Source organism: Streptomyces azureus (genome assembly GCF_001270025.1).
GTDB classification, from domain to species: domain Bacteria; phylum Actinomycetota; class Actinomycetes; order Streptomycetales; family Streptomycetaceae; genus Streptomyces; species Streptomyces azureus.
The window spans coordinates 19,046-31,906 of sequence record NZ_DF968256.1 but is presented as its reverse complement, the minus strand read 5'-3'; the positions used below and the strand labels follow the sequence as shown (position 1 = coordinate 31,906).

The 12,861-nt window shown below is 73.1% G+C and carries 14 protein-coding genes and 1 pseudogene; 9 read left to right on the top strand and 6 right to left on the bottom strand.

Features of this window, described 5'->3' with window-relative positions:
* Positions 1-30: 30 nt before the first annotated feature.
* The 4 genes and pseudogenes from AOQ53_RS48065 (at position 31) to mug (ending at position 2,376) form a co-directional block, all read left to right on the top strand.
* Positions 31-132: an SHOCT domain-containing protein gene (locus AOQ53_RS48065; RefSeq protein ID WP_078945322.1), complete on the top strand. Its 102-nt coding sequence runs from the start codon at positions 31-33 to the stop codon at positions 130-132.
* A gap of 102 nt (positions 133-234) precedes the next feature.
* Positions 235-315, top strand: a pseudogene (locus tag AOQ53_RS48060) (DUF4326 domain-containing protein); the annotation flags it as partial.
* Between the two features lie 59 nt (positions 316-374).
* Positions 375-1,817, top strand: coding sequence for an adenylosuccinate lyase (gene purB / locus AOQ53_RS15065; protein WP_059417604.1), 1,443 nt, complete (start codon positions 375-377; stop codon positions 1,815-1,817).
* 13 nt (positions 1,818-1,830) lie between these two features.
* Positions 1,831-2,376, top strand: coding sequence for a G/U mismatch-specific DNA glycosylase (gene mug / locus AOQ53_RS15060; RefSeq protein ID WP_059417602.1), 546 nt, complete (start codon positions 1,831-1,833; stop codon positions 2,374-2,376).
* Between the two features lie 4 nt (positions 2,377-2,380).
* On the opposite strand, the gene AOQ53_RS15055 is transcribed toward mug, so the two are convergent.
* The 3 genes from AOQ53_RS15055 to AOQ53_RS15045 all read right to left on the bottom strand — a co-directional run bounded on the left by AOQ53_RS15055 (position 2,381) and on the right by AOQ53_RS15045 (position 4,539).
* Positions 2,381-2,812, bottom strand: a complete 432-nt coding sequence (locus AOQ53_RS15055) for a hypothetical protein (RefSeq protein WP_059417600.1) — start codon at positions 2,810-2,812, stop codon at positions 2,381-2,383.
* 78 nt (positions 2,813-2,890) lie between these two features.
* Positions 2,891-3,616 (bottom strand): ABC transporter permease, encoded by a 726-nt coding sequence (locus AOQ53_RS15050; protein ID WP_059417598.1) that lies wholly within the window; start codon positions 3,614-3,616, stop codon positions 2,891-2,893.
* A 2-nt stretch (positions 3,617-3,618) separates the two neighbouring features.
* Positions 3,619-4,539, bottom strand: coding sequence for an ABC transporter ATP-binding protein (locus tag AOQ53_RS15045; RefSeq protein ID WP_059417596.1), 921 nt, complete (start codon positions 4,537-4,539; stop codon positions 3,619-3,621).
* Positions 4,540-4,647: 108 nt separating this feature from the next.
* Between AOQ53_RS15045 and AOQ53_RS15040 the strand changes: the two genes are divergently transcribed.
* The 3 genes from AOQ53_RS15040 (at position 4,648) to AOQ53_RS15030 (ending at position 7,738) form a co-directional block, all read left to right on the top strand.
* The gene (locus AOQ53_RS15040; RefSeq protein WP_059417594.1) at positions 4,648-5,817 is read left to right on the top strand and encodes a sensor histidine kinase; all 1,170 of its coding nucleotides are present in this window, start codon (positions 4,648-4,650) and stop codon (positions 5,815-5,817) included.
* Positions 5,818-5,831: 14 nt separating this feature from the next.
* Positions 5,832-6,494: a response regulator transcription factor gene (locus AOQ53_RS15035; protein WP_059417591.1), complete on the top strand. Its 663-nt coding sequence runs from the start codon at positions 5,832-5,834 to the stop codon at positions 6,492-6,494.
* Positions 6,495-6,580: 86 nt separating this feature from the next.
* Positions 6,581-7,738 (top strand): ROK family transcriptional regulator, encoded by a 1,158-nt coding sequence (locus tag AOQ53_RS15030; protein ID WP_059417727.1) that lies wholly within the window; start codon positions 6,581-6,583, stop codon positions 7,736-7,738.
* Between the two features lie 91 nt (positions 7,739-7,829).
* On the opposite strand, the gene AOQ53_RS15025 is transcribed toward AOQ53_RS15030, so the two are convergent.
* Positions 7,830-8,591, bottom strand: a complete 762-nt coding sequence (locus tag AOQ53_RS15025; protein ID WP_059417589.1) for a GntR family transcriptional regulator — start codon at positions 8,589-8,591, stop codon at positions 7,830-7,832.
* 168 nt (positions 8,592-8,759) lie between these two features.
* Positions 8,760-9,644 (bottom strand): RNA polymerase sigma-70 factor, encoded by an 885-nt coding sequence (locus AOQ53_RS15020; RefSeq protein WP_059417726.1) that lies wholly within the window; start codon positions 9,642-9,644, stop codon positions 8,760-8,762.
* Positions 9,645-9,806: 162 nt separating this feature from the next.
* On the opposite strand from AOQ53_RS15020, the gene AOQ53_RS15015 reads away from it, so the two are divergent.
* Positions 9,807-10,637, top strand: a complete 831-nt coding sequence (locus tag AOQ53_RS15015; RefSeq protein WP_059417587.1) for an alpha/beta fold hydrolase — start codon at positions 9,807-9,809, stop codon at positions 10,635-10,637.
* Positions 10,638-10,667: 30 nt separating this feature from the next.
* On the opposite strand, the gene AOQ53_RS15010 is transcribed toward AOQ53_RS15015, so the two are convergent.
* Positions 10,668-11,171, bottom strand: coding sequence for an SRPBCC family protein (locus tag AOQ53_RS15010; protein ID WP_059417723.1), 504 nt, complete (start codon positions 11,169-11,171; stop codon positions 10,668-10,670).
* A 180-nt stretch (positions 11,172-11,351) separates the two neighbouring features.
* Here AOQ53_RS15010 and pdxR point away from each other — a divergent pair, with 180 nt between their 5' ends.
* Entirely contained in the window at positions 11,352-12,791 is a 1,440-nt protein-coding gene (gene pdxR, locus AOQ53_RS15005) for a MocR-like pyridoxine biosynthesis transcription factor PdxR (RefSeq protein WP_059417586.1), read from the top strand.
* The last annotated feature ends 70 nt before the right edge of the window (positions 12,792-12,861 follow it).

The following is a 12,861-nucleotide window of genomic DNA, read 5'->3' as shown; positions in this document are numbered from 1 at the left end:
CGGTTCCCGTAAGCCGCTCCGTGCCAGTACATCGCTGCGCGCCTGGCGACGCTGGGCCGGTTGCGGGCGGCTGGCGCGCTCACGGACGCGGAATACCACGACCGACGGACGAAGATCCTCGACAGCCTGTAGGCACCGCAGCCTGTAGGCACCGCAGGCAGAGGAGAAGCCCCGGCTGGGTCCTCCCCGCCGGGGCTTCGTCGCGTTCGCGCACAGGTCCAGGACGAACCGTGCCGCACCGCGCTGGCCTGCTGGTGCGCGCCTCAGCCGTGCCACGCGGACTTACCCGCGGACCTCGTCGAGCACCTCTCGTAGGTTCCCACGAAGGTACCCGCGGCGCTGGCCTGCACGAATCGCCAGTAGAATCCGTCCACGTGACTTCCGCTCCCGCCAAGCCCCGCATCCCGAACGTCCTCGCCGGACGGTACGCCTCCGCCGAGCTCGCCACGCTCTGGTCGCCCGAGCAGAAGGTGAGGCTGGAGCGGCAGCTCTGGCTCGCCGTGCTGCGGGCCCAGAAGGACCTCGGGATCGAGGTGCCGGACGCGGCGCTGGCGGACTACGAGCGTGTGCTCGACACCGTCGACCTGGCCTCCATCGCCGAGCGTGAGAAGGTCACGCGGCACGACGTGAAGGCGCGGATCGAGGAGTTCAACGACCTCGCCGGGCACGAGCACGTGCACAAGGGCATGACCTCCCGGGACCTCACCGAGAACGTCGAGCAGCTCCAGATCCGGCTCTCGCTGGAGCTGATGCGCGACCGCACGGTGGCGGTCCTGGCCCGTCTGGGCAAGCTGGCCGGCGAGTACGGCGAGCTGGTCATGGCCGGCCGCTCGCACAATGTCGCCGCGCAGGCCACCACCCTCGGCAAGCGCTTCGCGACCGCCACCGACGAGCTGCTCGTCGCCTACGGCCGCATCGAGGAGCTGCTGGGCCGCTACCCGCTGCGCGGTATCAAAGGCCCGGTCGGCACCGCGCAGGACATGCTGGACCTGCTGGGCGGGGACGCCGCGAAGCTCGCGGAGCTGGAGCAGCGGATCGCCACGCACCTGGGCTTCTCGCAGGCGTTCACGTCGGTCGGCCAGGTCTACCCGCGCTCGCTCGACTACGAGGTCGTGACGGCTCTGGTACAGGTGGCGGCCGCGCCGTCGTCGCTGGCGAAGACGATCCGGCTGATGGCCGGGCACGAGCTGGTCACCGAGGGCTTCAAGCCGGGCCAGGTCGGTTCCTCGGCGATGCCGCACAAGATGAACACCCGCTCCTGCGAGCGCGTCAACGGCCTGATGGTGATCCTGCGCGGCTACGCCTCGATGACCGGCGAGCTGGCGGGCGACCAGTGGAACGAGGGCGACGTGTCCTGCTCGGTGGTGCGCCGGGTCGCGCTGCCGGACGCGTTCTTCGCGCTGGACGGTCTGCTGGAGACGTTCCTGACGGTGCTCGACGAGTTCGGCGCGTTCCCGGCGGTCGTGGCCCGGGAGCTGGACCGCTACCTGCCGTTCCTCGCGACCACCAAGGTGCTGATGGGTGCCGTGCGCGCGGGTGTGGGCCGCGAGCTCGCGCACGAGGCGATCAAGGAGAACGCCGTGGCCTCCGCGCTCGCGATGCGCGAGCAGGGAGCCGAGCGCAACGAGCTGCTCGACAAGCTGGCCGCCGACACGCGCATTCCGCTCGACCGCGCCGAGCTGGACGCGCTGATGGCGGACAAGCTGTCCTTCACGGGTGCCGCGGGCGACCAGGTCGCCGCCGTCGTCGCCCGGGTCGAGGAGATCGTGAAGCAGCACCCCCAGGCCGCGGGCTACACGCCCGGCGCGATCCTCTGACGCGCCGCTCAGGATGCCCCGTTTCACGCCCGAGGAGCTTGAGGCCGCCCGCGACCGAGTCGTGCCGGATGTGGTCGCGGACGGTCTGCGCGTGCTGTTCTGCGGCATAAATCCCGGTCTGATGACGGCCGCGACGGGCCATCACTTCGCCCGCCCCGGCAACCGCTTCTGGCCGGTGCTGCACCGCTCCGGGTTCACACCACGGCTGCTGAAGCCGTCCGAGCAGCAGGAGTTGCTGTCGTACGGGCTCGGCATCACCAATGTCGTGGAGCGGCCGACCGCTCGGGCCGACGAGCTGAGCGCCGAGGAGTACCAGGAAGGCGGGCGGCTGCTCGCGCTGAAGGTGGGGCGGCTGCGGCCGCGCTGGCTGGCCGTGGTCGGAGTGACCGCGTACCGCGCCGCGTTCGACGACCGGAAGGCCCGGGTCGGGCCGCAGTCGCGGATGATCGGAGACACGCGTGTGTGGGTGCTGCCCAATCCGAGCGGGCTGAACGCGCACTGGACGGCCGAGACGATGGCCGAGGAGTTCGCGCGGCTGCGGGAAGCCGCCGAGAGCTGATCTCCTACGGCGGGTCCGTCTCCGTGACCACGGCCAGGAGCTGGACCTCCTGCGAGGTGTCGCGGTCGGTGACCGCCACGGCGACCCAGCGGCCGGTGCCCTCCACCTCCCACAGGTACGCGACGCTCGCGCGCTCGCTCAACTCGGCCCACGGCCGCGGTATCTCCTCCTGCTCGGTGCGCAGCAGGACGGTCTGCAGGTTGTAGGGGGGTGTGTCGCCCCAGCGTGAGGCGAGGAGTTCGTAGACGGCGTCCCGGTCCTTCTCGTACTGGTCGATCGTCACCGCGCGGAGGGCCGGGTCGTCGTCGCCCGCGGCGTCTAACACCGCGGTGTGATGACCGGGTCCGGAAACGCCGACGTCCGACGGGCCGTGCTCCGCCGGAAAGGGGCGGTAGCACAGCTCGTCGATGAGGGCGATGTGCTGTGCGATGTTCATGGGTCCAGTAAACCCGCCGCCACTGACACTTGGCGGGGCGTCACCCCTGTTCCGGCCGTTCTCCGGTCGGGTCTCCGGTCAGGCGTCCCGGCGGCGCAGGCTCCACGCCCCCGCCAGCAGGGCGGCCGCCGCCCACAGCGCGGTCACCGCGAGCCCCGACCACGGCCCGAGGGTCCCGTCGTACGTCTCCCTCAGGACCAGCTGTCCCGCCTTGTCGGGCAGGAAGTCGGCGACGGTGCCCGTCGCGTCGCCGATCACGAACGACACGACGAGGATGAACGGGATCAGCAGGGACAGCGTGGCCACGCCGCTGCGCAGCAGGGCGGCGAGCCCCGCGGCGAACAGTGCCATCAGCATGAGGTAGACGCCGCAGCCCACGACGCCGCGCACCTGCTCGCCGGTGCCGAGCCCGTCGGCCGCCGGGCCGAGCCCGGCCCGCGCCACCAGGAGTGCGGCGAGCGCGGTCACCAGTCCGACCAGCAGGGCCGGCACGGCGATGACGGCCGCCTTGGCCGCGAACCACCGGCCGCGCCGCGGAACCGCGGCCAGCGAGAGCCGGAGCGCGCCCGACTGGAACTCAGACGACACGGCCATGGCGCCGAAGGAGACGGCCGCGATCTGCCCCGGCACGACACCGGACAGGGACGTGAACAGGGGGTCGAAGCCGGGGCCCGACGTCTCGGAGACCCCGGCGATCGCGGAGAACGCGGTGGTCGCGGCGAACAGGGCCAGGAGCGCTCCCGGGAGCGAGCGGAGCGTACGGATCTTCAGCCACTCGGAGCGGAGGACGGGGGTGAGTTCCATGGTCAGGCCTCCTGCGGCTGGGTGGTGAACTCGGCTTCGGCCGACGTGAGGTCGAAATAGGCCTGTTCCAACGTGCCTTCCTCGGCGGTGAGTTCGAGGACCGGCACACCCGCGGCGGAGGTGATGCGGCCGATGTCGTCCACGCGTGCGTGGTGCACGGTCCAGTGACCGCCCGGGTGTTCCACAGCGTCCTGGCCGTGCCGGGCCAGAGCGCTCCGGAGGGCGGCGGGGTCGGACGTGCGGATGCGCACGCTGGGCTGCACGCGCGCGTCGATGAAGTCCCGCATCGGGGTGTCGGCCAGCAGCCGGCCCCGGCCGAGGACGACGAGGTGGTCCGCGAAGGAGGCGGTCTCGTTCATCAGGTGGCTGGAGACCAGGACCGTGCGGCCCTCCCCCGCGAGCCGGCGCAGCAACTGCCGGATCCACACGATGCCTTCGGGGTCGAGGCCGTTGGACGGCTCGTCCAGCATGACCACCTCGGGATCGCCCAGCAGGGCGGCGGCGATGCCCAGGCGCTGGCGCATGCCCAGGGAGTACGTCCGTACACGGCGCCGGGCCACCGACGCCAGGCCGGTTTCCTCCAGTACCTCGTCGACCCGCCGGTCCGGGATGCGGTTGCTGGTCGCCAGGACGCGGAGGTGGTCGCGGGCGGTGCGGGAACCGTGCGCGGCCTGCGCGTCGAGCAGGGCGCCCACATGGCGCAGGGGTTCGCGCAACGTCGGGTAGGCGCGGCCGTCGAGGGTGGCGGTACCGGCGGTCGGCCGGTCGAGGCCGAGCACCAGCCGCATGGTGGTGGACTTCCCGGCGCCGTTGGGGCCGAGGAAGCCGGTGACGCGGCCGGGCAGGACGCGGAACGTGAGGCCGTCCACGGCCCGTCTGGTGCCGTACTCCTTGGTGAGGTCCTGGACTTCGATGCTGGTCATGGCAGCAGCGTGGCCGGTCGGCCGGGGTGCGGGCCTCCCCCGGCGGTGGAGATCGTCTCCCCCGTGCGGGGGAGGCTCGCTGTCGGTGGCGGCTGGCACGATGGGGCAATGGTCCGCATGCCGCGCCCGTTGACGCGGGCGGTGACGTACACGCGGTGGCTGCACCTGCTGGTGGCCTTCGTGTGGCCGTCCCTGTGGTTGTTCGTCCAGGAGGCGTGGTGGACCCAGGCCACGGCCGCCGTGCTGCTCGGACTCGCGGGCCTCGTGCCCGCCACACGACTGGTGGAGGGGTTCCAGGCCCGTCTGTTGCTGACCGGCCGGCGGCATGACAGCGAGAATGCGGAGATCGTGGCCACCCCGTCGGCCACGTGGGCCGACCGCGGTCGGACGGTGGTGTGGCTGGAGGCGCGGCTGGCCCTCGGCTGGATCGTGGCCCACCTCTCCGTCCAGTTGCCTTTCCTCGCGGTCGACTTGCTGACGACGGGGTTGGGTCAGGGGCCGGCCGCCGACGGCTACGTAAGCGTCGAGGAGCACCACTGGTGGCACGCCCTGCTCGCGCCCCTGCCACTGCTGCTGTTGCCCGTGGTCGTGGTCTGGTCCGGTCACCTCATCACCGCGCTGGCCGTGAAGCTCCTCGGCCCGTCTCCCGCGGAGCGGCTCGCGGCCATGGAGGAGCGCACCGAACAGCTCCTTGAACGCACGCGCATCGCCCGCGAGTTGCACGACTCCATCGGCCACGCGCTCACGGTCGCCGTCGTACAGGCGGGGGCCGCGCGGGCGGCGGGCGATCCCGCCTTCACCGACCGGGCACTGGGCGCGATCGAGGAGACCGGCCGAGCCGCTCTGGAGGACCTGGAGCGGGTGCTCGGTGTCCTGCGCGAGTCGGGGAAGCCGGTGAGCAGCAGACCGACCCTCGCGGACGCCGACCGCCTGCTGGAGTCCGCGCGCACTTCCGGGGCGAAGGTCGACGCCGCGGTGACCGGCCCCGTGGACGCGGTGCCCGGGCCGGTGTCCCGGGAGGGCTACCGGATCCTGCAGGAGGCGCTGACCAATGTGCTGCGGCACGCCGGAGCCGTTCCCGTACGGGTCCGTGTGCACGTCGCCGCGGACACCCTCGTCCTCGCGATACGCAACCCGCTGACGGAGCCGATACCCGGCCCCGGGCGCGGCAGCGGCCTGCGGGGGATACACGAGCGCGCCGCCCTGCTCGGCGGGCTGGCCCGGACCGGCCCCGACGAGGGTGACTGGCAGGTCCATGCCGAGCTGCCCTTGAGTTGATCTACGCTGGTCCGATGCCGGTCACCGTTCTCCTCGTCGACGACGAACCCCTGGTGCGCGCGGGTCTGCGGGCCGTGCTGGAGGCCCAGCCCGACATCGAGGTGGTCGGGGAGGCCGCGGACGGGGCGTCGGTGATCCCGCTCGTGCGGCAGCTGCGGCCCGACGTGGTCGCCATGGACGTGCGAATGCCGCTGCTGGACGGGATCGAGGCCACCCGGTCGCTGCTGCGGACGGTCGACGAGCCGCCGAGGATCCTCGTGGTGACGACGTTCGAGAACGACGAGTACGTGTACGAGGCGCTGCGGGCGGGCGCCGACGGGTTCCTGCTGAAGCGGGCCCGGCCGGCCGAGATCGTGCACGCGGTGCGGCTGATCGCCGAGGGCGAGTCGCTGCTGTTCCCGGCCTCGGTGCGGCAGCTGGCCGCCGAGTACGGCGACGACGGCGGGAACCGGGCCGCGCGGGCGGCGATGGAGCGGGCCCAGCTGACCGAGCGGGAGGGCGAGGTGCTGCGGTTGATGGCACGGGGCCTGTCCAACGGGGAGATCGCCGCCCGGCTGGTCGTGGGCACCGAGACGGTGAAGTCGCATGTGAGCGCCGTACTGGCGAAGCTGGGAGCCAGGGATCGCACGCAGGCGGTGATCGCGGCGTACGAGTCGGGGTTCGTGGCGCCTGGGTGATCGGCGGGGGCCGGTGCCTGTCCCTCGCCGGGGTGCGCCGCGCCGAGTACGATCCGGCCAACACGCGCGAGCTGGGAGGACGGACGGTGGGGCGGCTGACCGGCGGGGATCCCTCGCTGCTGCGAAGGATCAACTCCGCGGTGGTGCTGCACGCGCTGCGTGCCACGGACTGCGCGACGCTGACCGAGATCACCCGGGTGACGGGGCTGTCCCGGCCGACCGTCGAGGGCGTCGTCGAAGGGCTCATCGAGGCCGGCCTCGTCGTCGAGAAGGCGGCCGAGGAGGGTGCCGCCCGGCGGCAGGGGCGGCCGGCGCGGCGGTTCCGGTTCCGGGCGGAGGCCGGGCATCTGCTGGGGCTGGAGATCGGCGCGCACCGGGTGGCCGCGCTGCTGGCCGACCTGGACGGCCGGGTGATCGGCTCCCAGGCCAAGGACGTGCCCGAGACGGCGGGGGCCGACGAGCGGCTGGAGCGGCTGCGCGGCGCCGTCGCCGAGCTGCTGCGCCGGGCCGGTGTCGCACGCGGCTCGCTTCGGGCCGTGGGCGTGGCGACACCCGGGATCGTCGAGGCGGACGGCACGGTACGGCTGAGCACCGCGCTGCCCGGGTGGACGGGGCTGCGGCTGGGCGAGCGGCTGAGCCGGTCGTTCAAGTGCCCGGTCCTGGTCGAGAACGACGCCAACGCGGCGGCCGTCGCCGAGCACTGGAAGGGGGCGGCCACCGAGTCGGACGACGTGGTGTTCGTGCTGGCGGGGCTGAGCCCGGGCGCCGGTTCGCTGATCGGGGGGCGGCTGCACCGGGGCTACGGCGGGGCGGCCGGCGAGATCGGCGCGCTGCATCTGCTCGGCCGGGAGGTGACACCGGAGACGCTGCTGTCCACCACGGACGAACCGCTGCACCCGCTCGACGAACAGGCCGTCGCCGAGGTCTTCGCGCAGGCCCGCGAGGGCGACCAGCGGGCCCGCGCGGCAGTCGACCGCTTCCTCCAGCGCCTGGTCCACGACGTGGCGGCCCTGGTCCTCGCCCTCGACCCGGAACTGGTCGTGATCGGCGGCTGGGCAGCAGGCCTGGACGGCGTCCTGGATCCCCTCCGCCAGGAACTGGCCCACTACTGTCTGCGCCCTCCGCAGGTGACCTTGTCCCGCCTCGGAGACGCGGCAGTGGCCACGGGCGCCCTGCGCCTGGCTCTGGACCACGTGGAGGAGCAGCTCTTCAGCGTGGAAGGCACGACGACGACTCGCCGCTGACGACAACGCCTACAGGGGCGCGGGGAACTGCGCGACCAGCCACGACGAACCGGCAGCCCCCCCACGGACCGCACCCGGATGGTGGCGACGGTCAGGACGCCTGCCGCTGCGGCCCGGCGTGGATCTCCACGCCCCCCGCATCACCGAAGGTCAACCGACACGTGTCAGCGCGATACGTCGCGACGGACAACGCGGCCGCGCGCCCCGCGGCGACGAACCGGGTCGTCACCACGAGCACGGGCGCCCCCGGCAGCCGGTCCAGTTCCTTCGCGTCGTCGGCCCCGGCGGAGCCGAGCTCCACCGCGTTCTCCTGCCGCTCCAGCTCCAGCCGCTGGAGCTCGCCCAGCACCGCACGCGCGCGTGCCGCTCCGGACGGCGCGTCGATGCCGGCGAGCTCGGGCACCGAGGACTGCGGGACGTACAGCAGTTCGGCGGCGACGGGCCGACCGTGCGAGACCCGGGAGCGCCGCACGATGTGCACGGGCTCCTCCAGGCCGGTCTCCAGCGCCTCGGCGACCGCCGCGGGCGGCACCGCCGCCGTGCAGTCGACGGGCTGCCAGTCGTCCTCGGGGCCGCCCGGCCAGGTGTGCGGGCCGGTGCCCAGGGAGACGCCCATGCGGGGCGGCGCGACGGTTGTGCCGACACCGCGGCGGCGCTGGAGCCTGCCCTCCAGTTCGAGCTGCTCCAGGGCCTGGCGGAGCGTGGCGCGGGCGACGCCGAAGCGGGCCGCGAGGTCGCGCTCGTTGGGCAGGATCTCCCCCACGGAGAACTCCGAGTCGAGCGCTTCACTGAGCACGGTCTTGAGATGCCAGTACTTCGGTTCCGGCACCGATTCCAACTGCGTGGTCCCCACCCTGTCCTCCGCAATCGCCGTGGTCGGCGGCTTTAGCGCCCTTGTTTTTTAAAGGTTGTTTCACTTCTCTGCGACCATAGGGCGGCCCTGATGCTTGGTCAAGACCAATGGCCGGGAACGTTCACGGGAGGTTCATGCGAGGGCGCGGCGGTGGTTCTGCGGCGCCGTCTAGACGGCGGCCAGCGAGCGCAGCTTGTCAGGGTTGCGGACGATGTAGACCGCTTGGACACGGCCGTCGGCGACGTCGAGCTGGAAGACGGAGTCGGGCCTGCCGCCGGACAGGAACAGCACGGCCGGGCCGCCGTTGAGCTCCAGGAAACGCACGGAGAGGCCGGAGTAGCTCTTCCGCGCGGCGCCGACGAGGAAGCGGCCCACCTTGTCCGCGGTCCGCAGGACCCGCAGCGGCGCCCGCTTCCTGCCTCCGCTGTCGCCGACGAGCCGGACGTCCGGGGCGAGCAGTTCCATCAGCCCTTCGAGGTCGCCGCCCGCCGCGGCGGCGAGGAACCGTTCGGTGAGGTCGCGCCGCCGGGCCGGGTCGACTTCGTAGCGCGGCCGCCGCTCCTCGACGTGCTTGCGCGCCCTTCCGGCCAGCTGGCGCACGGCCGGTTCGCCGCGGTCGAGCATGGCGGCGATGTCGGCGTACGGGAAGCCGAAGGCCTCACGCAGCACGAACACCGCCCGCTCCAACGGTGACAGAGACTCCAGCACGACGAGGAGGGCGAGCGAGACGGAGTCCGCGAGCACGGCCCGCTCAGCGGTGTCCGGCACGGTGTCGCCGAAGTCGGTGACGTACGGCTCGGGCAGCCACGGACCCACGTACGTCTCCCCGCGGACCTTGATCTCGCGCAGCCGGTCGATGGCGAGGCGGGTGGTGATCCGTACGAGGTAGCCGCGCGGTTCGCGCACATCGCCGCGATCGCTGCCCGACCAGCGCAGCCAGGCCTCCTGGACCACGTCCTCCGCGTCGGCGACGCGGCCCAGCATGCGGTAGGCGACGCCCAGCAGGACGGGGCGGTGCTCTTCGAAGACGTCGGTCGCGGTCTCGGTGGTCACGGGTTCCATCCCAACCCACCGGTCCGGCGCTGTCCAGGCGGAATCGCCCCTCCCGGACAGCCGCGGCCGGGACGGTGGCGGCAACTCGGGGCTACCCGCCGGTAGTAATTGCTGACAAGCTGTCTACGGCGTCCGTCAGCGAGTACAGCCGAGGAGCACCGCATGTCCGTCACCGTCTCCTTCAAAGTCGCCTCCGCACACGGCGAGCAGAACGTGACCCTGTCCTACACGCGTCGGGGCAGCGGCGAACCGCTGCTCCTGCTGCACGGCATCGGTCACCACCGGCAGGTGTGGGACCCGGTGATACCCGCGCTGGCGGCCGAGCGGGACGTGATCGCCGTGGACCTGCCGGGGTGCGGCGAGTCGCCGGCGCTGCCGGACGGCATGGCGCACGACCTGCCGACCATGAACACCGTCCTCGCCGCGCTCTGCGAGGCGCTGGAGATCGAACGGCCGCACGTGGCGGGCAACTCGCTGGGCGGCCTGCTGGCCCTGGACCTGGCCCGGGCGCAGCTCGTCCGCTCCGTCACCGCCCTGTCCCCCGCGGGGTTCTGGAACGAGCTCGAGCGCCGCTACGCGTTCACGGTGCTGATGACGATGCGGCAGATTGCCCAGCGGATGCCGCTGCCCGTCGTCGAACGACTGGCCCGCCCGGCGATCGGCCGCACGCTGCTGACGAGCACCATCTACGCCCGCCCGGGCCGTCGTTCGCCCGAGGCCGTGGTCGCCGAGACGCTCGCCCTGGCCCGGTCCCAGGGGTTCTCCGAGACTCTCCGCTCCGGCAGGTCCGTGCAGTTCACCGACGACATCGTGGGCACACCGGTCACCGTGGCGTGGGGCAACCGGGACCGGCTGCTGATCCCTCGCCAGGGCGTGCGGGCCAAGAGCGTCATCCCCCGCGCCCGGCTGGTAAGGCTGCCCGGCTGCGGCCACGTCCCGATGAACGACGACCCGGCCCTGGTCGCCCGGGTCCTCCTCGACGGCAGCCGCTGAGGGGCCGGGCGCCCGGCCGGTCGGTCGTCGTCACTCGGCCGACTCGGGCGCCACCCGCGCGGTCGCGGCGCGCAACAGCCGTACGTACCAGCCCCAGTCGGTCGGACGCGCGACCTTCCCGGTCAGTGCGCGCTCGGCGCAGTCCAGGCTCTGCCGGAACGCCGCGTCGTACAGGGGGCGGAAGAACAGCAGCCAGCCGAACCAGCGCACTCCCCGGGGGCGCAGCACCAGGGTGTTGCGCAGGACGGTGCGCTCCTCGCCCAGGCGCTGGACGCTGAACTCGTGGAAGCCCCGGAATCCGCGCGGGCCGGTGAAGCGGAACCGCACCCACTCCCCCGGCACGTAGTGACTCACCTCGTACCGCACGGAACCGTGGCCGCCCGACGCGCCGACGGCCAGCGGCCCGTCGAAGCGCACCGGCGGCCAGCCGGGCGGCCAGAGCCGGTCGTTCCCGGTGCCGAGGGAGTCGATCAAGGTGCCGACGGCTGCCGGTGCCGCGGGCAGCTCACGTTCGTGGACGTTCAGCACGGTGATCACGGGCGGAAACTGCCCTGTCCTCCGGCCCGGCAACTACCCCGATCGGGGAACCGCAGCGCACGCCGGGGGCGCGGCCGACGCACGCCGACGCGCGCTCGGACGCTGGTGGCCGACAGCCGCCGTCCCATGCAAGGCGGGTGACGGAAGGCCCGCCGACGGATCCGGCAGACTGACCGCATGGACCGCAACGAACCCGCGTCGCCCGCCTGGGAGCTGCTGCTCCCGGCCGCTTCGGCACCGGCACGCACGCGTGGCCGTTCCCTCCAGGCGGCGCTGCGCGAGGCGGTCCGCTCGGGCCGGCTCGCACCGGGCACGCGGCTGCCGTCGAGCCGGGACCTCGCGGCCGATCTGGGGGTCTCGCGCGGGCTGATCACGGAGGCGTACGAGCAGCTGACGGCGGAGGGTTATCTGCGCAGCGGCCGGGGCGCCGGGACGTGGGTGGGCTCGGCCGTGCGGGCCGCCCGGCCGCGGGCGCACGACCTCGCTCCGCGCTCCCCCGGGGCCCGGGCGGACTTCGTGCCCGGGATGCCGGACCTGTCGCTGTTCCCGCGCTCGGCGTGGGCCGCCGCGCAGCGCGGTGTGCTGGCGGAACTGCCGCACCATGAGCTGGGGTATCCCGATCCGCGCGGGCTGCCCCGGCTGCGTACCGCGCTGGCCGAACTGCTCGCCCGGCGACGGGGTGTGGTGGCCGACCCGGAGCGGATCGTGGTGGTCTCCGGGGTGGCCCAGGCGGCGACGCTGCTGGGTTTCGCGCTGCACGGGCGCGGGGTGCGCACGGTGGGTGTCGAGGACCCGGGCAGTCCCCAGCACGACGCGCTGTACGCCTCGGCCGGAGCCACCGCCGTACCGCTGCCGGTGGACGGCGAGGGAATCGCCCTGGAACCGCTGCGGGCGTCGGGTGTGCGGGCCGTGGTGACGACGCCGGCCCACCAGTTCCCCACCGGCATCGCCTACTCGGCCCGCCGTCGCGCCGCGCTGCTGGACTGGGCGCGGTCCGTGGACGGCATCGTCCTGGAGGACGACTACGACGGCGACTTCCGCTACGACCGCGCTCCCGTCGGCGCGCTCCAGGGCCTCGACCCGGACCACGTCGCCTACACGGGCTCGGTCAGCAAGTCCCTCGCGCCCGGCCTGCGGCTGGGCTGGCTGCTGGTGCCCGAGTCCTGGGCGGAGGAGATCGTCGAACGCAAGCGCACCTTGGACCTCGGCCATCCGGCCCTCGACCAGGCACTGTTCGCCCGCTTCCTGGAGCGCGGCGACTACGACCGCCAGTTGCGCCGCTGCCAGCGCGCCTACCGTGAGCGCCGTGACGCCCTGACCGCCGCCCTCGACGAGCACTTCCCCGGCTCCCGGGTCTCGGGCATCGCCGCCGGCCTGCACGTGATCGCCACCCTGCCGGAGCGCTACGGCCCCGAGGAGCGTTTCCTCACCCGCGTGACGGCGGCCGGGGTGGCGGTACGCCCCCTGTCGGCCTACGCACACCCGCGTCCCGCGCGGGAGGAGACCGACGCGCCGAAGCGGACACGGCTCGTTCTGGGCTACGCGCACGTACCGCCCGCCCGGATCCACGAGGGCGTACGTCTGATGGCGGAGGCGGCCACGGGTGACTCCGGCTGAGCTCGCGGGTTCCCGCCGGTTCCCCTCCCGCTGCGGTCAGTTGTTCACTTGGGGTTCGTGTGTGCGCTGC

Excerpts from the sequence above, each read along its gene's own strand:
- mug (WP_059417602.1), top strand. The coding sequence starts at position 1,831 with ATGCCCCGTTTCACGCCCGAGGAGCTTGAGGCCGCCCGCGACCGAGTC.
- AOQ53_RS15055 (WP_059417600.1), bottom strand. The coding sequence starts at position 2,812 with ATGAACATCGCACAGCACATCGCCCTCATCGACGAGCTGTGCTACCGC.
- AOQ53_RS15050 (WP_059417598.1), bottom strand. The coding sequence starts at position 3,616 with ATGGAACTCACCCCCGTCCTCCGCTCCGAGTGGCTGAAGATCCGTACG.
- AOQ53_RS15045 (WP_059417596.1), bottom strand. The coding sequence starts at position 4,539 with ATGACCAGCATCGAAGTCCAGGACCTCACCAAGGAGTACGGCACCAGA.
- AOQ53_RS15040 (WP_059417594.1), top strand. The coding sequence starts at position 4,648 with ATGGTCCGCATGCCGCGCCCGTTGACGCGGGCGGTGACGTACACGCGG.
- AOQ53_RS15035 (WP_059417591.1), top strand. The coding sequence starts at position 5,832 with ATGCCGGTCACCGTTCTCCTCGTCGACGACGAACCCCTGGTGCGCGCG.
- AOQ53_RS15015 (WP_059417587.1), top strand. The coding sequence starts at position 9,807 with ATGTCCGTCACCGTCTCCTTCAAAGTCGCCTCCGCACACGGCGAGCAG.
- pdxR (WP_059417586.1), top strand. The coding sequence starts at position 11,352 with ATGGACCGCAACGAACCCGCGTCGCCCGCCTGGGAGCTGCTGCTCCCG.